Origin of the sequence: Planktothrix sp., assembly GCF_046067725.1 — a bacterium.
Lineage (GTDB): Bacteria > Cyanobacteriota > Cyanobacteriia > Cyanobacteriales > Microcoleaceae > Planktothrix.
On the sequence record NZ_JBJUDF010000187.1, the window covers coordinates 1 to 21,371 of the forward strand.

The 21,371-nt window shown below is 40.2% G+C and carries 23 protein-coding genes and 1 tRNA gene; 9 read left to right on the forward strand and 15 right to left on the reverse strand.

The genetic code is table 11. The features are described 5' to 3' along the window. Positions 1–468 precede the first annotated feature (468 nt). From ACKPEB_RS11485 to rbfA, 3 genes are all read right to left on the reverse strand, one after another. A complete protein-coding gene (locus tag ACKPEB_RS11485) occupies positions 469–693 on the reverse strand; it encodes a DUF4327 family protein (protein WP_408965032.1) in 225 nt (74 codons plus the stop codon). Positions 694–923: 230 nt separating this feature from the next. Further along, the gene (locus tag ACKPEB_RS11490) at positions 924–2,528 is read right to left on the reverse strand and encodes a glycoside hydrolase family 3 N-terminal domain-containing protein (RefSeq protein ID WP_408965033.1); all 1,605 of its coding nucleotides are present in this window, start codon (positions 2,526–2,528) and stop codon (positions 924–926) included. Between the two features lie 112 nt (positions 2,529–2,640). Further along, positions 2,641–3,039: a 30S ribosome-binding factor RbfA gene (gene rbfA / locus ACKPEB_RS11495; RefSeq protein ID WP_408965034.1), complete on the reverse strand. Its 399-nt coding sequence runs from the start codon at positions 3,037–3,039 to the stop codon at positions 2,641–2,643. A 144-nt stretch (positions 3,040–3,183) separates the two neighbouring features. Here rbfA and sipA point away from each other — a divergent pair, with 144 nt between their 5' ends. Beyond that, a complete protein-coding gene (gene sipA / locus ACKPEB_RS11500; RefSeq protein ID WP_408965052.1) occupies positions 3,184–3,441 on the forward strand; it encodes a regulatory protein SipA in 258 nt (85 codons plus the stop codon). Positions 3,442–3,545: 104 nt separating this feature from the next. Here the strand turns inward: sipA and ACKPEB_RS11505 are convergent, their stop codons facing one another. Then, complete coding sequence (locus ACKPEB_RS11505; RefSeq protein WP_408965035.1) at positions 3,546–4,373, reverse strand: alpha/beta hydrolase; 828 nt, start codon at positions 4,371–4,373, stop codon at positions 3,546–3,548. Positions 4,374–4,524: 151 nt separating this feature from the next. Then, positions 4,525–5,421: a type II secretion system F family protein gene (locus tag ACKPEB_RS11510; RefSeq protein ID WP_408965036.1), complete on the reverse strand. Its 897-nt coding sequence runs from the start codon at positions 5,419–5,421 to the stop codon at positions 4,525–4,527. A 349-nt stretch (positions 5,422–5,770) separates the two neighbouring features. Here ACKPEB_RS11510 and ACKPEB_RS11515 point away from each other — a divergent pair, with 349 nt between their 5' ends. After that, positions 5,771–6,922 carry an ISL3 family transposase gene (locus tag ACKPEB_RS11515; RefSeq protein WP_408965037.1) on the forward strand — a complete coding sequence of 384 codons (1,152 nt, stop codon included), beginning with the start codon at positions 5,771–5,773 and terminating at the stop codon, positions 6,920–6,922. 579 nt (positions 6,923–7,501) lie between these two features. On the opposite strand, the gene ACKPEB_RS11520 is transcribed toward ACKPEB_RS11515, so the two are convergent. The 3 genes from ACKPEB_RS11520 to ACKPEB_RS11530 all read right to left on the reverse strand — a co-directional run bounded on the left by ACKPEB_RS11520 (position 7,502) and on the right by ACKPEB_RS11530 (position 9,442). Next, positions 7,502–7,900: a PIN domain-containing protein gene (locus ACKPEB_RS11520; protein ID WP_408965038.1), complete on the reverse strand. Its 399-nt coding sequence runs from the start codon at positions 7,898–7,900 to the stop codon at positions 7,502–7,504. Next, the gene (locus tag ACKPEB_RS11525; protein WP_027249130.1) at positions 7,897–8,097 is read right to left on the reverse strand and encodes a type II toxin-antitoxin system VapB family antitoxin; all 201 of its coding nucleotides are present in this window, start codon (positions 8,095–8,097) and stop codon (positions 7,897–7,899) included. Before ACKPEB_RS11525 ends, ACKPEB_RS11520 begins: the two co-directional genes overlap by 4 nt. Positions 8,098–8,482: 385 nt before the next feature. After that, positions 8,483–9,442 (reverse strand): M48 family metallopeptidase, encoded by a 960-nt coding sequence (locus tag ACKPEB_RS11530; RefSeq protein WP_408965039.1) that lies wholly within the window; start codon positions 9,440–9,442, stop codon positions 8,483–8,485. An 84-nt stretch (positions 9,443–9,526) separates the two neighbouring features. Between ACKPEB_RS11530 and ACKPEB_RS11535 the strand changes: the two genes are divergently transcribed. The 3 genes from ACKPEB_RS11535 to ACKPEB_RS11545 all read left to right on the forward strand — a co-directional run bounded on the left by ACKPEB_RS11535 (position 9,527) and on the right by ACKPEB_RS11545 (position 12,482). Further along, positions 9,527–10,195, forward strand: a complete 669-nt coding sequence (locus ACKPEB_RS11535; RefSeq protein WP_408965040.1) for a chromophore lyase CpcT/CpeT — start codon at positions 9,527–9,529, stop codon at positions 10,193–10,195. Between the two features lie 83 nt (positions 10,196–10,278). Then, the gene (locus ACKPEB_RS11540) at positions 10,279–10,902 is read left to right on the forward strand and encodes a hypothetical protein (protein ID WP_408965041.1); all 624 of its coding nucleotides are present in this window, start codon (positions 10,279–10,281) and stop codon (positions 10,900–10,902) included. Between the two features lie 644 nt (positions 10,903–11,546). Continuing rightward, positions 11,547–12,482, forward strand: a complete 936-nt coding sequence (locus ACKPEB_RS11545) for an NAD-dependent epimerase/dehydratase family protein (RefSeq protein ID WP_408965042.1) — start codon at positions 11,547–11,549, stop codon at positions 12,480–12,482. Between the two features lie 167 nt (positions 12,483–12,649). Here ACKPEB_RS11545 and ACKPEB_RS11550 read toward each other — a convergent pair whose 3' ends face one another. The 4 genes from ACKPEB_RS11550 to purH all read right to left on the reverse strand — a co-directional run bounded on the left by ACKPEB_RS11550 (position 12,650) and on the right by purH (position 16,920). Beyond that, positions 12,650–14,083, reverse strand: a complete 1,434-nt coding sequence (locus ACKPEB_RS11550; protein ID WP_408965043.1) for an FAD-binding domain-containing protein — start codon at positions 14,081–14,083, stop codon at positions 12,650–12,652. Between the two features lie 70 nt (positions 14,084–14,153). Beyond that, a complete protein-coding gene (locus ACKPEB_RS11555) occupies positions 14,154–14,708 on the reverse strand; it encodes an NUDIX hydrolase (RefSeq protein ID WP_408965044.1) in 555 nt (184 codons plus the stop codon). Positions 14,709–14,738: 30 nt separating this feature from the next. Further along, positions 14,739–15,221 carry a 2-amino-4-hydroxy-6-hydroxymethyldihydropteridine diphosphokinase gene (gene folK / locus ACKPEB_RS11560; RefSeq protein ID WP_408965045.1) on the reverse strand — a complete coding sequence of 161 codons (483 nt, stop codon included), beginning with the start codon at positions 15,219–15,221 and terminating at the stop codon, positions 14,739–14,741. 151 nt (positions 15,222–15,372) lie between these two features. Further along, positions 15,373–16,920, reverse strand: coding sequence for a bifunctional phosphoribosylaminoimidazolecarboxamide formyltransferase/IMP cyclohydrolase (gene purH / locus ACKPEB_RS11565; RefSeq protein WP_408965046.1), 1,548 nt, complete (start codon positions 16,918–16,920; stop codon positions 15,373–15,375). Positions 16,921–17,328: 408 nt separating this feature from the next. Here purH and ACKPEB_RS11570 point away from each other — a divergent pair, with 408 nt between their 5' ends. Beyond that, positions 17,329–17,697: a response regulator transcription factor gene (locus ACKPEB_RS11570; RefSeq protein WP_408965047.1), complete on the forward strand. Its 369-nt coding sequence runs from the start codon at positions 17,329–17,331 to the stop codon at positions 17,695–17,697. A 470-nt stretch (positions 17,698–18,167) separates the two neighbouring features. Beyond that, on the forward strand, positions 18,168–18,350 hold the full coding sequence (locus ACKPEB_RS11575; RefSeq protein ID WP_408965048.1) for a hypothetical protein: 183 nt from the start codon (positions 18,168–18,170) through the stop codon (positions 18,348–18,350). Between the two features lie 498 nt (positions 18,351–18,848). On the opposite strand, the gene ACKPEB_RS11580 is transcribed toward ACKPEB_RS11575, so the two are convergent. Both ACKPEB_RS11580 and petG read right to left on the reverse strand, forming a co-directional pair. Beyond that, a complete protein-coding gene (locus tag ACKPEB_RS11580; protein ID WP_408965049.1) occupies positions 18,849–20,090 on the reverse strand; it encodes a phospholipase D-like domain-containing protein in 1,242 nt (413 codons plus the stop codon). Positions 20,091–20,213: 123 nt separating this feature from the next. Next, entirely contained in the window at positions 20,214–20,330 is a 117-nt protein-coding gene (petG, locus tag ACKPEB_RS11585; RefSeq protein ID WP_190517959.1) for a cytochrome b6-f complex subunit V, read from the reverse strand. Between the two features lie 159 nt (positions 20,331–20,489). On the opposite strand from petG, the gene ACKPEB_RS11590 reads away from it, so the two are divergent. Continuing rightward, positions 20,490–20,870, forward strand: coding sequence for a c-type cytochrome (locus ACKPEB_RS11590; RefSeq protein ID WP_408965050.1), 381 nt, complete (start codon positions 20,490–20,492; stop codon positions 20,868–20,870). Between the two features lie 61 nt (positions 20,871–20,931). Then, positions 20,932–21,003, forward strand: a tRNA-Thr gene (locus ACKPEB_RS11595). 56 nt (positions 21,004–21,059) lie between these two features. Here ACKPEB_RS11595 and ACKPEB_RS11600 read toward each other — a convergent pair. Further along, positions 21,060–21,371 (reverse strand): transposase (locus tag ACKPEB_RS11600; protein WP_408965051.1); only part of this gene is annotated, 312 nt, incomplete at its 5' end.

Below are 21,371 nucleotides of genomic sequence, written 5' to 3' on the forward strand. Positions count from 1 at the left end.
ATGGACAGGTGAAATTATCAAGAATTTGGGTGGAGCAAAAACAATAAAATCCACATCCACCCAATTAAAGATGGACAGAGATCTAAATGGTGCGCGAGGGATCTTCCTTCGTGCATTGGTTGATACGCCTTGGTTGAGAGAACATCTTAACTTATATGTTTGTTAGCAAATGTTAGCAAAAAAGTATCGGTACTGATAAGTCCCGCCAACACACCCCCATTCTGGGAATCAGAATCTACAAACAGGAGGTTCAAAAGTGTGAGGCGGGCTTATCCTATGAAATTTATAAGTTGTATCAAATCGCACAACGAATTCTGACACAATTTAGCAGGATGATAAAATCAATATTCAAATCGCACGTATTTCAAATTTAACTTGATTACTTATTCCCCCATTTCAGGCTGCGATCAATGATTTCTCCAAACTGCCAAGATCAACTCTTTTTTACCCGGTAAATCAGTTGGGTGTTTAGTCGTTATCCCAAGTTTCATGGCCAATTAAGTCGCCAATCCGATCTCGAAGCAAGAAATTGCATTCTTCCAACTCACACTCCACACAAGCCCATTCCCGCGCCGGGATATATTGGCAAAGTGTATAGATGGGTTGCTGACGGCTCACAATTCCCTTGATGACCAGTTGACGGGCTTCGTCTTTGATCACATCTAATGAATATTGAACAGTGGTGTAAGTCATAGTTCGCCCTCTTGGCGTTGCCGGAGAAGTTTTTGGCATCACTCTTAATATAATCGAAAAATTGGTTTTAGGAAAGTTTTTTTTTCAGTATAAGCCAATACAAATACCTTGCCTTTTTTCATAAAATTTTAAAAAGTCACTCTTGCTTCCCCCAGGACGTGGATTAAGCTTATCAAGGTTTTTTGCATCCAGCTTGGGATTGACGCTGAAATGCCATTGTTAAATTTTGGCTAAATTCCCCAGAGGACTTTTAATGCAATCGCCTGTGCCGTCGGAGTTTGACCATAGGAGAAAACAAAAGGAGTTGTGGAGGGAATTTGAGGTAAAAACTGTTCCAGGGTATAAGGACTACCGTAAATTACAAGGGCTTGTAACTGATTCTGTCTTAACAAAATATTTAAGCAATGTTGAGCAATTTGGGTTAACCCCGAACTATCACGGAACGCATTAGCACGAATAAAAACTTGTAATAATGTCGGATCAGAGGAAATACGGAGTAATGAATCGGTTTCTGAACCTGAAGACACTACAGCATGACAATCTACCAGTTGTAACTGATAACCCAACTGGGTTGGACGGGCTATCGCTGGGGTATGGTTGCCTAAAATTGCACAATTGAGCAAATCATCCACAATCACCAAATTTTGCAAAGGTTGTGGAGTCTGAGGGATGACTAACGGTAGGTTCCCCCCCTGTTTCAGAGACTGTTGTAAAATAGTTGTGACCGTTTCTTGAGAAATCCGTTGAGACAGAGAATCAAAGACAATCTTCGGATCTCGCTGGGTTGGAATATAAGGTTCCGACGATCGCCAGTTCGGAAACACCTTAGCTTTAGCTTGCCAAATGCGGTTTACAGACGCTTCAATTCGTTCACGGGGAATCCGACCTTCAGCCACCGCACCACAGACCGCTTCAATCGTTACTTGGGGATCAAGCGGCATTAATAAAATATCTGCTCCCGCTTCAACCGCTAAAATGGCGGCTTCTTCTTGAGAATATCGTTTAGCGATCGCCCCCATCACTAAGGCATCCGTCACCACCAACCCCTCAAACCCTAACCGTTGTCTCAACTGACCTTGAACAATAGCCGGAGATAAGGTAGCCGGACGTTCTGCATCCCAAGCCGGAATTAACAAATGAGCCATCATCACCGCATCCACCCCGGATTTCATACTGGCTACAAAGGGGGGTAACTCGATTTCGGTTAACCGTTCATCTGGGTGAGGAATACTAGGTAATTCGATATGAGAATCAATCGCCGTATCTCCATGACCCGGAAAATGTTTCGCTGCGGTCAACACCGGATAACGTTGACATCCTCGAATCAAAGCCGTTGCTAATCGACTCACCCGTTGTGGCGTTTCCCCAAAAGAACGGACATTAATCACCGGATTTTTAGGATTATTATTAACATCTACCACCGGAGCCAATATCCAATTTAAACCCACTATCAAGGCTTCTTGAGCGATAATCTCGCCGATTTTTTCCGCATATAATTCCGCCTGTTCTAAAGATTGATTGGCTAAGGCTCCAATCGCCATCATCGGGGGAAGCCAAGTCGCTCCAGCAAATCGCTGACCCACCCCCTCTTCTACGTCCGCCGCCACCAATAACGGAAATTTCGCCCAAGATTGCAGCAACTGAGTGCGAATCGCTAACTCCATCGCACTCCCATCCACTAAAATGACTCCCCCCACGCCTAAATCCTGTAACCAATGTTGCAATCGATGCACTGGAGGTTCCCACAGAGGATAACGAATTTGATGATCAAACAAAAAACCAGAGGCGCGAACCACGACCATCTGGGCTACTTGTTCAGCTAAAGAAAGAGTCATAAATGAGATTTCTTAGTTATTATTTATTAGTTATCAGTATTGGCTGGCGGTTGACGGTTACAGATTACAAAGTCAGGAGTATCAATGTATTTCCCCCTGCTCCCCCTGCCTCCTACTCTTCCTCCCCGTAATTACTCAAATCTTCTTCGTCCGGTTTGCGGTTATGAGCTAGTTCGTTTAATAACGTTAACATTTTGTCGCCTCTTTCCAAAGAACGATCTTCAATAAAAATCACTTCGGGAGTCCGACGCAAACGGACACGCTGACCTAAATAAGAACGAACATAACCCGTAGCAGATTTTAACCCTTCCATTGTTTCTTTTCTGGCTTCTTCTGTCCCGTAGATACTGACAAAAATTTTGGCGTGTTGTAGGTCGCCTGAAACATCGACATCGGTAATACTAACCATACCAGTGCCAACCCGATCATCTTTAATCCCATCAATTAAAATCTGACTGACCTCTCGTTTAATCAGTGAAGCCACACGAGACACTCGACGATCCGTAGCCATAATTACTACCCCCTCAAATAGTCTTATTCTTTCACTGCCTCAAGTTTAACGTGCTTGTTTTTAATTTTGCCGACAAAATCCCGACAATTAGGGGATTAAGCCCCATGATATCTTACGAAGTGAAGATGATTTCTAGGTTTGTCCATGGAAAAAGAGTTTGAAATCCATCAAAAAGTGAAAGTAATTGCCATTCCTCCCTATGTGAAAACAGCCGAGCCTATGCCAATTTTACGCCCATCCAGCGTTATTAAACTGGGTGAAGTTGGAGTGGTCATTGATAGACGACCGGGTGGCTATTGGGGGATTTTATTCTCAAAAGGAGCATTCTTAATCGATAGTCAATATCTCGAAGGAGCCGATGCAACTGATACTCAAGACGAGCATACGACGAAACATCGTTAATTAAGTACAGTGCTTAACCTGATGTCCTACTCCAAAATGATGCCACCCCTTCACGAGAAGAGATGGCATCAGCCACAGAAAAGCGTTAGTTCATAATAACGCCTTTACCACAGACCTCGCACGGGTGGTGCTGGGGGTGGCGGTGCTAGTGGCGGTGGTGGGGGTAATGGTGGTGCTGGGGGGGGTGGTGCAGGCGCGGATACTTCAGGTAAATCCACTTCTTGCAGTGAACACCCAGCTTTTCCATATTGAGACGCTTTCTTAAACAGAGAATCCAGATTCCCTGCTAGACTCTTAACTGTATCCACCGTCTCAGGAATATTACCGATATCAACGTATGCTCCAGGGGTGGGATAGTTATCCAGAATATCCAAGAAGGATAGTTTCCCGTCTGCACTCAAGGCATTGATCAAGGCTGCACGGACTGCTGTTCCGTTCATAGCAGCAGTGCTATTCGAGATTCCAGGCTTTCCACGATGCAGTCTAATCGTTGTCCCCACAGCATCAGTTAATTCTTCACCTTCTGGGGAGGTGATAATGCAAACGAAGGGAACTAAATCAAAGCCGACTTCTAAGGTCATGAGACCTCGAAGGGTATCGGGCTCGATTTTAGATGCCTTAACGATTTGACTAATCGTTTTGGTCATCGTCCCAGTTTCAGCAAAAGCTTTTAATTCACTGATTAAGATAGGGACTTGGAACGGGCCATAGGTCAAAATGACACGATCTTCTCCACAGAATACCGTGCGATCCGGGTTGGGAAAATCGAGAATCGGTGAAGGGACTCTCATATATTCCATGGATGGGGCGCAAGCGTTGGGATGATGCGCTTTGGCTTGAGGAATCATAACAGCAGCGTTGCTGAACAATACCCCAGCCATTGCCCCAAAAATCCATCTTGGTCTTAGTCGTTGAGGTTTGGGTATTTTCATTATCAACTGATAATTGCCAAAAAATCAGTGTGTTTTGACTTAACAGCTTAAATGGTGTTGCTCAGTTTCACAAGAGTAAAGTCCAATTTTTTATCGAAATAGGGAATAAGGAATAGGGAATAGGGATAAAATCTACCCAGTCGAGCCAGTATTACTTGGGTAAGAGAATTAATAGGGATTTTAGGGATTGTAGTGCTAAGAGCAAGACAATTGTACCCGCAATAATAATTGTTGCAGGAACCAGAATAGCTTGTAGACGACGTAGGGTTTCTTCAAGTTCCTCTTCATAATAATTAGTCAGTTTTTGTAAGGCTAAATCTAATCGTCCCGTTGCTTCTCCGGTGCGGAGCATTTGCAAAGCCACCGCAGGTAAACGACCCTCTAAACTTTGGCTTAAAGTTTTTTCCGCAGGAATTTGACCTAATGCAATCGTAATAGTGGCTTTCATTTCGGATTTTGGAATATGAGAGCGAATTAATTCTAATCCGGCTAATAAGGACATCCCGCAACTCAGGGGTAATCTTAATTCTCCCAAATACAACATCATGCGAGCAGTCGAAATTTTTCTGACCCAAGGTAAACGAGGCAGAACTTTAGGAATTGCTAATCCCATGATTGCTAAAATCCCCACAACGAGAAACCACCCCTGACCCGATAAACCTAATAAATAACATAAGGTAAGTACCAACAGAGTTAGACTGATGGCGGTAGTAATGGCAGCAATAGTAACAGATTGATACAGTTTTTGATGACGAGCTTGTTGTTCTTCGATCTCAGCAATCCGATAGCAAACTTCCGGTAACATCCCCAGGGATTCTCCCATTTGGATCAAACCAATTGTCCAACGGTCAAAATATCGGGATGCTAGGGCTAAGGCGGAGGCTAAATCAGCCCCTCTCCCTGTGGCTGCTATCATTTTATTGAGATAACGGCTTAATTGAGGATAGCTTTCTTTCCCCACCAAAGTTAAGCTCTGCTGTACCGTTAAGCCGGAATTCAATAATGTTGCCAATTGGAAGAAAAAAAGAGCTTTTTCGCGGGGAGTCATTAGGGAACTAGGTGTTACTGCATAAAGGCAGAAGTTACAGAGGAGAGGATAGATGAAGGTTGGTTCATTATCTCTGCTCAACTGGATGCTCTATTGTGCCAAAAAGGAACCCTAGAATCAAGGGTTGTTGGCAATTTTAAGAGATCTATTAACCATTCGCCCATCTCAACCAGAGTAATATTCCGTTGCTTGAAAGGTGACTCAACTCAATTGACACTCCCACCCCTACGCTACGCGCTTAGGGTGGGATTCTCGTATCTAGCCCAGTCAAAAAGAGACAGTTGAATAGGCTCTCCTCAATAAATAGTGTAAAATGTAGCTTCAGCTACGTTTTACACTCCGACTAAATATGGACTTTCAATTAGAGCGTTTGCTTAACCTCCCGAATATTACGGTGTTCACTTGTCAAGAACAAGAAGGTTTTATTGTTCTTAAGTTAGAGTTATTAAACGAGGGGATTACTTGTCCACATTGTCAAAGTTATACCGATCATATTCATCAAACTCGCTCGATGTTAATCCGAGATCTATCCATTTGTGGGCAGGGAGTTTATCTGCATCTACCCCGTCGCCAATTTTATTGTGCTGGATGTAAAAAATATCCAACAGAACCCTTAGAATTTGTAGAGAAAAGGCGGAATTACACCATTCGTTATGAAGAATATATCTATGAAAGAGTTAAAGAATTAACTGTAGAGCAAGTCAGCCAGAACGAACAATTAAGCCCTCATCAAGTGGGAAGTATCTTTCAAAGAATCGCCCTTCAGAAAAAAAAAAGCTGGGGAGAACCGGAAAAATTAAGCTTAGATGAATTCAGCCGTCAAAAAGGAAAAAGAAACTTTGTTACTGTAGTCAGTGATCTATCAAATAGTTCGTTATTAGAAGTCATTGATTCTCATAAAAGTTCAGAGATTATCGAAGTGTTAAAGCAGCAACCTGAATCAATGAGAGCCAATGTCAAAGAGGTTTCTGTGGATATGTGGGGAGGATTTAAAAAAGTGATTCGGGAAGTTTTTCCTAATGCTTTAATTGTCATTGACCGATTTCATGTGATCAAGTTAGTCAACAGTTCCCTGAATCAACTTCGACTTAAATTAGAACTAAAAGGCTTAAAAAATCGGTGCTTACTGCTCAAAAATTATGTCGATTTAACCCCCGAAGAGAGAAGTGATCTGAAACTGTTGTTAAAGACCTCCCCCTGTTTGAGTATCGCTTATGAATTAAAAGAGGAACTCCGAGATATTTATGAAAGCAGTACAACGGTTCTTATGGGAATGAGAAGATTAAAGAAATGGCTCAATTCGGCTCTTATTCTTTTTGGAAAAACTGCCCAAACTCTTAAACACCATCTTCCCGATATTTGCCATTATTTTATTAATCGAACAACCAGTGGAGTCATGGAGGGATTAAACAACCGGATCAAATTAATTCTTTGTCAAAGCTATGGCTTCAAAAATTTTGAGATGATGCGTGAAAAGCTACTAGCTTGTCTTTATTTATAAGATTTACTTATCACCATCGGTACGGGAGAACCAAGTTCTTGATATCGACTGGAATCGGGGTGGAATTATTGTAGATGATCCCTATGGACGAGCGCAGAATATTTCCGGTGATAACTACAAGAAAAATTATAACTATACTAACCCTAGCAACACTATCAACCCAAGCACTCGTGGTGCTGTAAACACTCAAAATGGTCAAAATGAAAATGGCAATGGTAATGATAATTTCTGGGACTGGAATTATTGTGCAGAAGTTCTTGGTGCTACCCCTTATCTAATACTAGGTTAGACCAGCCGCTATTGGTATCGCTCCTTTTTTATTAGGGGCGATCAGTTTTTATTTAGAAGATGCGATCGCATTTTTTTCCCAAAGTGCGATCACACCTTTTGTCTAAACAGCCAAAAGGACGATCTTTTTTGCTCTAACTTATACTTTTCTTATATTTATAAGCAACTGCAAGTTCATATTTTAGAACTAAAATAAGGGAATGTCTTTACTTCAGAAAAGAAAATTATTGGGCAGGTGACTAGCAGTGGTTGCTCTACATTTGATTTAATTAAGAATGATATTTAACTGTCTCATAGCAATACGATAGGAATGTGCGATCGGAAATTCTCAAAATCTTTATCAGTAGTGAAAATGCTGTAGCCGCGACGATGAGCAACGGCACATAGCAGATAATCAGTATTTGAACCCTGAACGCCTTTAGTGCGACAGGTATTGAAAAACTCTGCGGCTAACTCATAATCTTCAGTTGTGAGCTCTAAATCAGGAAAAGCTCGAAGATACTCTTGCAAGCGAACAAACTGTTCCTTATAGCGCACCCCAGAAAGCACCTCCTGACGAATAGCCCCTAGTAAAACAACTCGTCCATCTGCAATCAAATCGCGCAGAACATTAACGATCACGATCGCATCATTTGTTGTGTTGCGCCGCAATGCCAGCGACCAAACGGAACTATCAACAAGAACATTCATGTTGTTTGTCGCTGTTGCTTGTAGTTATAATCTTCATCGTAGTCAATAGTACCAAACAATTCCAATATTTTTAGTTGTTTACGACGTTGAATATACTCGCGTAAAGCTGCTTCAATTAATGTAGTAGGTGTTGAATGGTTACTTAAATCAAGAGCTTCTTGAAGAAGAGTTTTGTCAATTTCGAGCGTAGTTACCATGTATTTTCCTCCTGCAAGTAGGGTATGACACAATTGCCACCAGACAATACTGTAATTCTAGTGTAGCACTGAAACTCTTTTAAGGGGCGATCGCTTGTCTCTAACTTCTATTCCTCTTGTATTTCTAAGCAACTGCGAGTTCATATTGCAGAACTAAAATTTCATCTGCTTTTAAAATAGCCATAGCATATTCAATCCCTTGACTATCAGCAAACTCCACTAAATACTGATATTCATTACTTCTATTTTGTCATAACGTTCTTTGCTGTGCCCAGAAACCGGGTTTCTACCCCAGAGTTAATGATATTAAAGCTAGATTAATACAGAAACCCGGTTTCTTAAAATTTGGGGGTTTCTTACTCATAAACCCGGTTTATTGACAATATTATTTAGATTTCATCCGATTAATTTGGTTTTGTAACTCCTCAATTTGGCGGCGTAAATCATCGACTTCATCTTTAGCTTTTTCGGCTTTAACATTAACAGAACCTTCGGCGGTTGCTCGTTGATATTGACCGGAACGAATTTTCTGATATTCCGCAGAATTAGCCCAGTGTTGTAAATACTGAATGCGTTCAACAGGAAAAGGATGACTTAACATCATGCCTTGACCGCCATTATACAATAAAAATTTATACACTTGATTTAAACCATCTTGATCTAAATCTCGATATTGTTCTGATTGACGAATAAATTCATCTAAACTACATTCATGGGCATATTTTGTACTGACTCCCGCTAATTCCATCATGGATTTCATCACGCATTTGAGATCATCTGTTACTAATAATGCGGCTCTATCTGCGGATAATTCAGCTTTTCTTCGCCATTCATAAAAGGCATAAATTAAACCGCTACTAACGATATTTCCTAAACCAAATGTTACTTCTCCAATCATAGAAGCTACACCCATCGCCCAAATTGCCATCTGATTTAAAATCGGATGACCGCATTTAATATGCCCTAATTCATGGGCTAAAACTGCCCGTAATTCTGCTTCATCTACTAAGTCTAAAAGACCTGTATTCAGAATAATATAAGGGTGTTCTTGTCCCAAAGCATAACTATTAACTTGAGGGTTTTGAGAGACAAATAAACCAGGTTCAGGAAAAATATCTAAATCTCGAACACATTCTCGAAATAGATGATAAATACTCGCATATTGTCTCGGCCCAACTTGTATCGCATTTCCCATCAAGTAAACATATTGAGGGCGTTCATAAACGAATTCTACAAATTTACTGGCAATTAAATCAAAACCTGGAACGCTACGGAGAGCAACTTCTGCTTCTTTATCCAGGGGATGACGAAAGGCTTCGCTAGAAATTCCGGTGTAAGTTGGCATAATAATAATTTACAAGGTTAAATTAAAAAGTGGATCTACAATGTTTTAAAGCCCTAAAGGACTGGCTATAGTTTGGATGTTCTCATGATTAAATTATCTCCTGTTTCTATTTTAGGGGTTGCTGTTATTTTGGGGGGGTGTGTGACTCCACCTGATCCAATGCAAGGTCATGCTCAGAAAGTGGTATCTTATTTGACGGGGGTTATGGAAACTTCAGCACAAGCTAAAGCCATTCCTGATGCGCCGAGTGTTCGGATGACGACTTGTGAGGTTCAGTTAAATTCTACACCAGGTTCTGTTAAACCATCTGAAGGCGTTTTTCTCTATCAAGAACAAGCGTTAACTCGTAATTTATCGCAACCCTATCGTCAGAGGGTTTTAGAAATTAAACCGAGTGCGGATAGAAATAGGATTGAGTCCGTTAGTTTTAAACTTATTAATCCTAAAAATTGGATTGGTTTGTGTCAGAAACCTCTATCAGAACGGGTGATTAGTTCTCAAGAAATACAGAATGCCAATTGTCGTGTATTTTTGAAACCGATGGGAACTGAATATATTGGTGAAACTCAACCAGGAGGTTGTCCAACTAATTTTAGGGGGGCGGTTAAAATTACAAATACAATTAAATTAGATCAACAAAGCATGGAAACTCAAGATCGAGGCTTTGATGCCAAGGGAAAACAAGTTTGGGGGGCTGAAAATCGTTCCTATCAATATCAAAGAATTCAGGAAGAGGGAACAGAAATAAAATAAAATTCACTGGATTTTTTTCTACCTCGTTAAATACCCGATTTACGAAACTGCTATAAACTTTAAACCTTTGAATTTTTATTGAAATGATACTTAACCTTTTAATTATTAGTTTATTTTGGTCAGTGGGACTTTTACTCAATTTATGGGATATCGCCCGAAATGTTCCCACCGGAGATTTATTCACCTCAGAATTGCTGCAAGAACGGATAATTGTAGGTGCAGCTTGTGGATTTATGGGCGGGTTAAGTGTGGGATGGGGGTTAAAAAAAGTTGTTCGGTCTTTAAGTAGAATTCGGGTTTTTGTTATTGCTTTAATGTGGGCGATCGCTTTAGCAATTGGAACACAATTGAGTGCTTATATTAATGAATATGATATTGCCTTTAATCAGTTTCATTTAGCATCTTTTACCTTGGGTTCAATTCGTCAATTGATTAATTTTACCATTACTGGGTTGATTGGTGGTTGTTTGATGAGTCTTGTTGCTAAAAAAATTCAACCTGAAATTTCCGTTTTAAAGCTTATCTTAATTAGTAGCTGTTGGTGGATGAGTTTAATTTTAGCAGCCGGGATTATTTTTATTGTTCCTTGGTCGGTTGGAAGTGGAATTTTACGTTCATTTTTAGCGGGATTAACGATAGGCTTATTAGGGGTGGGAATGATGTTTTTACAAATTAAATCCCTACCGTCAGAAGGGATGCCTTCTTAACAGGTAGAGAGGATTAATATTGTAGCAACACCCTATTGATAATCGGATTTATGTGCAGGATAATACAGTTTATGTCACTGTAAAAACGGCTGCTGTTGTTGCCGGAGATAATGCGATTAATATCCAAGATACAGGAGGAATTTATATCTATTAATCGCTTTTTAAAAAACAGTAGAGTTTGGGGAATAACTGACTGTTGATATTGAACATCAGTTTAAAATACCTAAACTCTATCTAAAGAATTAAGTCAGAAGAGTGAGGGAACAAGATAGGATTTTAGGCATACTATAGCCAAGTTCACTGAATCATTATTTTCCAAAATGTTAATATGAAACGTTTATATTATATGGGAACATTGGTAATATTAATAATTTTTTTATCAATATTACCCGGTGTGATTTATCGCATCTTTTTTTCCTCTAAATCTACAATTCCAGCACAGATAGATACCCCCCATCCTGCCAATTTTCCTAAAGTGTGATTGCTCATTAACTTCATTTTCAGGGGTGGCTTACAGACTGAATCTTCTTCAATCAGTTGACGGCTGTACCTTTATTCGATATGAATATTAAATAGAAATCCATCAGGATGAGAATTTCCTGTTGGGGCAAGATGTGAAAATTAAATTGTTTTAGGGGATAAAAATGCGAATTTTAATCATGGGCGGAACCCGATTTATTGGGGTTTATTTAACAAAACTTTTAGTTGAACAAGGGCATGATGTGGTTTTATTTAATCGCGGAAAAAAACCTGCACCCGTTGAAGGAATTCAACAAATTCATGGCGATCGCACCGATGCAGCCCAAATTCAAGACAAATTAGCTCATGAAGAATTTGATGCTATTTTTGATAATAATGGACGAGAACTCAGTGATACCAAACCTTTAGCAGATTTATTCAAAGATCGGGTCAAACATTTTGTGTATATGAGTTCGGCTGGGGTTTATTTAAAATCTGATCAAATGCCTCATATTGAAGGGGATGCTACTGATCCGAAAAGTCGTCATTTAGGGAAATCCGAAACCGAGAGTTATTTACAAGCTCAAAATTTACCTTGGACATCAATTCGTCCTACCTATATTTATGGGCCATTAAATTATAATCCGTTAGAATCTTGGTTTTTTGATCGCATTGTTAAAGATCGTCCTATTCCAATTCCTGGGAATGGATTTCATATTACCCAGTTAGGTCATGTAAAAGATTTAGCAACAGCAATGGCGGCGGTTTTAGGCAATGAAAAAGCCATTGGTCAAGTGTATAATGTTTCTGGAGAACGTTATGTTACCTTTGATGGTTTAGCGAAAGCTTGCGCTATTGCTGCGGGTAAATCTTTAGATTCTCTACAACTAATTCATTACGATCCTAAACAGTTTGATTTTGGCAAACGTAAAGCGTTCCCCATGCGAGTTCAACACTTTTTTGCGGATGTTCATAAAGCCATGCAAGATTTAAAATGGAAACCTGAATTTGATTTAATTTCTGGTTTAAAAGATTCGTTTCATAATGATTATTTAGCCCGAAAACTCGACCAAGTAGATGTTGATTTTTCAACGGATGATGAGATTATTAAAGCAGAGTGAGAAACTGGGTTTTTGTAGACAGCTTGATTAAAAATCAAAAAGTTAGAAAAAACCCGGTTTCTGAGTCCCTAGCTAGAATGAGAAACCGGGTTTTTACACAAACCCTGATTGGAAATCAAAAGGTTAGGAGAAAAACCCGGTTTCTGAGCCCTCGGTTTCTGATAACGTTAAATCTTTTGCTCTTGATACAGTTGTTTAAACAAACGTTGCTGTTGATTATGATCAACAATGGGTTGGGGATAACCGCAGGATTTGCGATCGCGGGATGATATTTTTCCAGTCACTAATTGTTCAGTTTCTAAAGACCTTAATTCAGGTAACCATTGACGAATATATTCCGCTTCAGGATCGAATTTTTGCGCTTGACTAGCCGGGTTAAAAATCCTTAATGGTTTTGGATCCATTCCACTGGAAGCACTCCATTGCCATCCGCCATTATTAGAGGCTAAATCCCCATCAATTAAGGTTTGCATAAAATATTTTTCTCCCCATTGCCAATTAATAATTAAATCTTTGGTTAAAAAACTAGCAACGATCATCCGACAACGGTTGTGCATCCAGCCAATTTCCTGAAGTTGTCGCATCGCAGCATCAACAATGGGATATCCCGTTTTTCCCTCACACCAAGCTTGAAAATACTGTTCATTATTCTGCCAAGGAAAGCTTTTAAAAGGTTCTCGATAGGCACCTAATTCTAATTCGGGAAAATGATATAAAGCGTGTTGATAAAATTCTCTCCAGGCGAGTTCCTGTTGCCAAGATTGAATTTGATTTCGGGTTTCATCACTGCGACAATTTTCCATCGCTTCTATCGTTTTTTGCCAAACTTTTCTAATACTAATTACCCCAAATTTTAACGCAGCACTCAGTTGAGAAGTTCCATCAATGGCCGGAAAATTTCGCTGTTGATCATATTCATAAAGAGCGCGATCGCAAAATTCCTCTAATCGTTCTTGGGCAGCAATTTCTCCCGGTTTTAAAATTAAAAAGTTATCCCAAATAAAACCTAATTCTTGAGCCGAAGGCAGGGGAATTACCCCAATATTTCTGACTAATTCTTGTTCAGTTTCCGTTAAACCTATTAACGATTTAGAGAATAGAGGTTGAGGTTTAACTTTAGGTTTTAGGCTCCAATTTCGCCAAAAAGGCGTATAAACTTTATAAGGTTCTTGGGATTGAGTTAATATTTGATCAGGAGTATGAAGTAACTGATCCCAAGTTGTTTCGGTTCTAATTCCAATAGACTGTAAAGCTTCTGAAACACTGCGATCGCGTTTTTTTGCAAAGGGTTCAATATCTAAATTAAAATAAACCGCTTTAGCCTTTAATTCCCTGGCTAATTTTGGAATAATTTCTTGAGGTTCTCCTTGTAAAATCAATAATTGACTGCCTAATTTTTTATATTCTTCTTGGAGAAATTCCAGACAACCGATCATGTAACTCACGCGAACTGGAGCAACATCATCTCGCTTTAAAAGGTTAGGATCTAAACAGAATAAACCAATGACTTTAGAACTGGATTGACAAGCTTTTATTAAGCCTAAATTATCCTGTATTCTTAGATCTCGCCGATGCCAAAATAAAATTAAATCTTCAGACATAGAATTAGATTTCGGTATAGAAACTGATTCTATTTTAACCGAAATCTATCTGTATTATTCAGATTCAAGATTAAATTTTGAGATGGGGTTTAGCTAAGAGAAAACTCGAAATGGTTTTAGCATCGACGGGTTCACCGTCTAAGATCGCTTTTTCTAGTTCTTCAGGTGTCATTAACACCGTCTCAATATCTTCATCATCATCCTGTTCTGGGGGCGTTTCTAACTTCTCTAAATCTTGGGCTAAAAACACATAAATAATTTCATCGGAATAACCCGGTGCTAATATAAATTGTCCTAATTTTTGCCAGCGATGGGCACGATATCCGGTTTCTTCTTCGATTTCTCGTTTAACAGTTTCCGCCGGATCTTCATCCGCTTCAACGGTTCCTGCGGGGAATTCTAAAGTACGTCCTTCAACCGCAAATCGATATTGTTTAACTAAGACTAATTTTCCTTCCGGTGTGACAGGAATAACCAACGATCCACCCGGATGACGAATACATTCCCAGTTTCCTTCTACTCCATTGGGAAGGCGTAAACAATTCACATCAAAATTGAATTTTCGTCCTCGGTAAAATAGACGATTTTCTAAAAGAGTTGGGGGTTCAGATCCGGGTTTTGTCATAATTTAGAAGTCGGTATACAATGGAAAAAATTAAAGTTTTTTAACATCCGAACAATCAACAGTTTCTAACAGTTGAATAATGGTTTTTCCGGTGACTGGATCAACCCAATTCGGTGCTATTTCCGCTAGGGGAACTAAGACAAATGCTCGTTCTCTCATGCGAGGATGGGGAATTTCTAACACAGGGGTTTCCCAGATTAAATCATCAAACAAAAGTAAATCTAGGTCAAGGGTTCTTGGCCCCCAACGTTCCCGACGGATGCGTCCGAGTTGATTTTCAATAGCTAACAAGGTTTCTAAGAGATGATCCGGTTTGAGTTGAACATCCAGAATAGCACAACCATTAATATAATCCGGTTGGGGTGGCCCAATAGGGGCGGTTTGATACCAACTTGAACAGGATTTTACGTGAATATTAGGATGATGATTGAGAATCTCTAATGCGGTTTCAACATTTTTTTGAGAATTTCCTAAATTACTTCCTAATGCAATCCCAACGGATGAAAATTTCATTTTATTGTTATTAATAAATCAAGGTTTAACATTGAAACTATAATTGATGCCTAATGTCAATCATTTTTCAAAAACACTTAATATAAAATCTCCTGTAGGGGCGAGGGAACCTCGCCCTTAAACCTGAAATTAATTTCAAGGTGATTCTGGCTTAATGAACAAAATGACGAATTCCTGTGAACACCATCACTAATCCTAATTCGTTTGCCGCATTAATTGAATCTTGATCTCGCAGACTACCACCGGGTTGTACGATTGCGGTAATTCCGGCTGCGGCTGCGGTGCGAACAGAATCATCAAAAGGGAAAAAAGCATCACTTCCTAAAACGGCTCCCTGAGCATTTTCTCCCGCTTGTTTAAGCGCAATTTCAACGGAGCCTACGCGGTTCATTTGTCCAGCTCCAACTCCCAAAGTTGTTTGATTTTTAGTAATAACAATCGCATTGGATTTAACGTGCTTAACCACTTTCCAAGCAAACATTAATTCTGCTAATTGTTCAAGGCTAGGTTGCTTTTCTGTTACGACTTTCCAGTCGGTTGATTGTTCCACGACATCATCACAACTTTGAACTAAAAATCCTCCCGCAATCGGTTTAATAATTTCCGTTGGCCCTTGAGTGGCATCGGGTAAAATTAAAACTCGCAGGTTTGATTTTTTCTTAAGAATTTGAGCCGCTTCTTCATCACAACCCGGAGCAACAATACATTCTAAAAAGGTTTTGCTTAATGCCTTTGCGGTCTGTGAATCAATGTTCCTATTTAACGCTACAATGCCCCCAAATGCCGAGATAGAATCAGCATTAAAAGCTTTTTCATAGGCTGTCACTAACGTATCTGCAATAGCAACTCCACAGGGATTGGTATGTTTTAAAATTGCAGCGGCGGGTTGATCAGGAAACTCACAAATAATTCGTCTGGCTGCTTCTAAATCCACTAAATTATTATAACTTAATGGTTTACCTTGCAAAATTTGACCCGATGCCCAACCCGTCGGTTGAGTTCCAGTTTGATACCAAGCCGCAGCTTGATGGGGATTTTCTCCATACCGTAAGGATTGAATTTGAGTTCCAGCTAACACAAAACTTTGGGGAAACGCAGACGCTTCACTGAGTTCTTGTTGTTCTAAATAAGCAGCGATCGCTCGATCATAAGCTCCTGTATGTTGAAAGGCTTTTAAAGCACAATGTTGACGAAATTCAAAAGAAATTTCTCCATTTTTTGTCCTAAATTCTTCTAAATAATTTCCATATTGTTCCGGGTTACATAATACCGTTAAATGGGCATAATTTTTAGCGGATGCTCGTAATAAAGTCGGGCCACCAATATCAATATTTTCAATGGCTTCTGCTAAGGTAACATCGGGTTTAGCAATGGTTTGTTCAAAGGGATAAAGATTCACCACAACTAAATCAATGGGACGAATTTCATGGGTTTCTAATTCAGTGACATCTTGACCTACATCTCGCCGCGCTAAAATCCCCCCATGAATGCGAGGATGGAGGGTTTTTACTCGTCCTCCTAAAATTTCTGGAAATCCCGTATAATCGGAGACTTTTGTAACGGGAAGTCCCGCTTGTTTTAATGCCGTTGCTGTACCGCCACTACTAATTAAATCAAATCCGAATTCTTCAACGAGACTTTTGGCAAACTCAATTAGTCCGCGTTTGTCAGATACACTCAATAAAGCTAAACGCGCCATTTGGAAAAACTCCCAACTTAGAAAAACCAACAGTTTACTATTGTTACACTTGAGGATCAATTTCTCTTTGCGGATTATCGTTTTTTACCCGGTTGCTCACCTGGTGCCACCGACCCCAAACAGCCAACTTGTAGACTTAAGATGTTTTCGGCACAGCAACCCGCTAAAATCATAAGAGATCCTTGAGTTACTAAGCTTAATGGTAACAGGTAGCTAGAATGCCTCATCCTTTAAGCGACGGAAACCTATAAAATGGGAGTATAGATATTATCAATCTCACAAATTATAAAAAAATGCACAGAACCTCTCGAAAGTGGGTAGATTGGAGGTAACAGCCAATTCCTAACCTTGGGGTAGCCTACACAGTTTAAGTTAAACTTAATTTCAACAGCCGAAAGTATAAAAGATATGACTACAGTCATGATTGTCGATGATAGCATCTCCCTCCGAGAGATGATCGCCGAGATGTTGCGAAAAAGCGGTGTGGAGGTGATCTCAGCAGAAAATGGCGAGGATGCCTTAAAAAAAATTGAAGATATCAAGCATCTGGATTTGGTGGTGTTAGATATTGTGATGCCTAAAATGAATGGCTATGATCTCTGCCGTCATATTAAGAAGCATCCCAAAACCCAGAACGTTCCTGTCGTTATGTGTTCGAGTAAAAGTGAGGAATTTGATCGTTACTGGGGGATTAAACAAGGGGCTGATGCTTATATCTCGAAACCCTTCCATCCCCAAGAACTCTTGAGTACGATCAAGCAACTGCTTCGCAAGTAAGTCACCTGATTTAACATTGAATGTTACGATCAGGCGCGGACTTTATTGGAACGGTTGAATTTCTTTGGATTAAGATACAGAGGGTTGAAATCCCCAAGGTGGGCGGTTGTGAAGCGGCTTTGAGTCGGCACCCTCGAACCTGAAAACACCTTGAGAGTAACAACACCGGTAGCGAAAACCTTGTCAAACAGAGCTAGAGAATTAACCCATTCTCATGACCAGAAAACGCATAATTGGGTTTGAGCAATTAAGGTAAGTCGGGGTACGCCCCAACTCTAGGTCGTATCCTAGTAAGCTTTTGGAGATAGACCCTCTGGGGTTGCCGTAAGCCAGGCTCGTCAATTGGTGACTGTTCACGATTGAAAGGTCTGAGTATTGCTCGAAAGAGATACAGTGCTTCAAGGTCAGTCGCTGAATTAAGAATCTCGGCGCGTAAACGCGCCGAGAGTGTCAACTTAACGGTTTTAGCAGTGGCTATGGCTTCTGTATCAGGATTAGATGGTGATTTGAATCTGGATCTAACGTTACTTAAGTTTACATTTGAGAGAGTATTAGTGAATGGAATCATTAACTTTGATGGATTTTGCTTGCAATTAACCGAGAGGCTTATTAGAGTATTAATAGAAGCAAAGAAAAGCTTCCCTGACAGATAAGCGAACGATGTTCAAACGGTAATATCTAATCTAAAGGAGGTCAGAAAAACGTTTTATTGGGCATCGAAGTTGAGTGAAATTAGGAGGTTAAAATACTGTTTCATCTAATGTCTGTCATCTTCCGCAGCACCTCTTCCTTTGGTTGCTGATATTTCCTCAGTTGAATCAACTGGGAGCAATGTAACTTCGTGGTTAACAAGTTTACATCTCCGAATTAAAACTTTTTTAAATGAGGAAGTTCCTCGGCTTGACTAGGAGGTAGGCTACGCTGTTAAACGTCAAAACAATCTGTTTCGTCGAAGTCAAAATCGAATATAAACAACAGTACCCATCGTTAGTCCTTATAATTCCCCCAATTATGGTTAAGGGAGCAATGCAACTAAGCATGATGCCTTAGTGCAACTCTACGTCATCCAACACAGGAGAGGAAATCACTGAGGAAACCGAATCAGGGTACTGTTGTTTATGAGGGGTCAATAATTGTTAATTGATAACTGATTAAAGTTGCCAGAAAAATAATAAACAAAATTGTCCGATCAAGCGTTCTACAAAAGAGCGACGTTGCCAATCTTGACGATTAACAAAATAACTATTCGCAAAACCTTGTTGAAAAAATGCTTCAATTTCTGGAATCACCGTCGGTTCAGAAGTCGAAATATTTAACTCATCATTTTTGAACAAACTACGGGGATCAAAATTAGCACTACCTAAACTAACCCAATGGTCATCGACTAACCACGCCTTGGCGTGCATCATACTTTTTTGATATTCATAAACCTCAATACCACCGTCCAATAAATAACCGTACAATTCACGGGATGTATAATGAACAAACGGTTTATCACAGGTTTTTCCCATTGTTAAAATCCGAATATCCACGCCTCTGCGTTTGGCTTCAAATAAAACTCTACGAGAACTCGGATCGGGTAAAAAATAGGGACTGGCAATCCAAAGCCGATATTGTGTACTCTGAATTAAGGATTGATAAAGCGACCGAATTTCCGAATCTCGATAACTCGGATCTTCTCCTGGGGTAATGATCACTTGGGGTTCATGTTCAGATGTCAACACCAGAGGATCTAAAGCCAAATCTGCAATGCCTCCAGCATCCATCCAATGTTGGAGAAAAATACCCCTTAAACGGGTAGCTAGCGGGCCTTCAAAGGCAATTTCATAATCAAACCAAGGACTGGAAGAACCGTGAGTCTGCAAGCCATCCCACTCATCTGAAATTCCAGCCCCTCCAATCATGACTAGATGTTGATCGATTAATAATAACTTGCGATGATTTCGTTTGAGATGATGGGTCAAATCTCTCCAACTGAATTCATTAAAGAATTCGATTTCCACCCCAGCATCTTGCAACCGTTGCCAATAGCCAGAAGGCATGGATTGACTGCCATAATTATCTGCTATCAGTTGCACTCTGACCCCGGCTTGGGCGCGTTCAGCCAATGCAGCAGCAAACTCATCAGCCCGTCGTCCGGGTGTCATCATATAAGTTTCAAACTGAATCACCTTCTGAGCTTTGCGAATCGCTTCTAATCGTGCCGCATAAATTTGATCCGCTTCGATCCAAAAGCCTGCGACTTGTCCGGCGGTGATATAGGAATCGGATAAACAAGCAACGGTAAAGGCAAAGTTATCGACCGTTGGGGGGGGGAGGTTTCTAACTTGATAGTGATGTTTTTCTCGAAACACTCCCCGAAAATAAAGAATCAGGAGGATGACAATTGCCACGATCAAAAGCATTGTTCCTGCTGATATCAGATCTATTCCTAGCTGATTCATCGGATTTAAGCAGTAATTGTACCGGGGTTAAGCTTGGGGAATTCAACCCCGGTGAGTGGAAATTCAGGAGATTTAGTCGATGTTAAGTTGGTTTCCCCGACGATATTGTTGATACGCCGCGAAAAATAATCCTAACAAGGTGACAACAATTAAACCCAAAACGATTCCTGATAGTAATGGTTCTACCACGAGATAACTCCTTCGCTGTTAACTTGAACAATAACCCCTATGATACCGTTAACCGTTGACGGATCACTGTTGGGTACTCTTGCTCTTGACCGGACAACGCTATAAGCTAGTTAAAGTGTAAAGATTTTTGTAGATCAATCTCAAATTATTAGAGACACCTTGGATAACCAGCTTGCCATTACAGAAATTGAAGTCCTGATCAAACGGGCCACCCTCGTCAGCCTCGTGTTGATAGTTTTTATCCTGGGTTGGATTTTTGTCCTTCCTAAGTTACAGGTTTCCGATCCTTATGTGGACAGCGTTCTCGCCCTCAAAGGCGACCCGATTCGCGGTCAGGATATTTTTCTCTATAACTGTGCGGGGTGTCATGCTTGGCAAGCCAGCAGCCAGGTTGGGCCTAGTTTGCAGGATGTTTCTCAACGGAAATCTGAAGTCAAGATTATTCAACAAGTGATTGGGGGTAATACCCCACCGATGCCTAAATTTCAACCCAACGTGCAGGAAATGGCGGATCTGTTGAGTTATCTGGAAACCCTCTAATCGGAAAATCTTAAAAAGGAGTTGATCAAATTTAACAACGTTTGCTATAGTAAAAGATGTTGCTGGTGTAGCTCAGTGGTAGAGCAGCTGATTTGTAATCAGCCGGTCGCAAGTTCAAATCTTGTCACCAGCTTCTCGGAAAACCAACTGTTTTGGCTCTTCCGTACTTATGGTGATAAGCAAGGCTTATTAAAACAGGCAAGCCAATAGCTTTTCCCGCATTAAGTCAAAATTTTTGAAGCCATAACTTTGACGGAGAATTAATTTTATCTTGTTATTTAATCCTTCCATCACTCCACTGGTTGTTCGATTAATAAAGTAGTGACAAATTTCCGGGAGATGACGTTCAATTGTTTCAGCAGTTTTACCAAAAATAACTCGGGCAGAAATCAACCATTTTGTTAATTTTCTCATTCCCATCTTAACGGTTGTACTATTTTCATAAATGTCTCGTATTTCCTCTTTAAGTTCATGGGCGATGCTCAAGCATGGCGACCCATC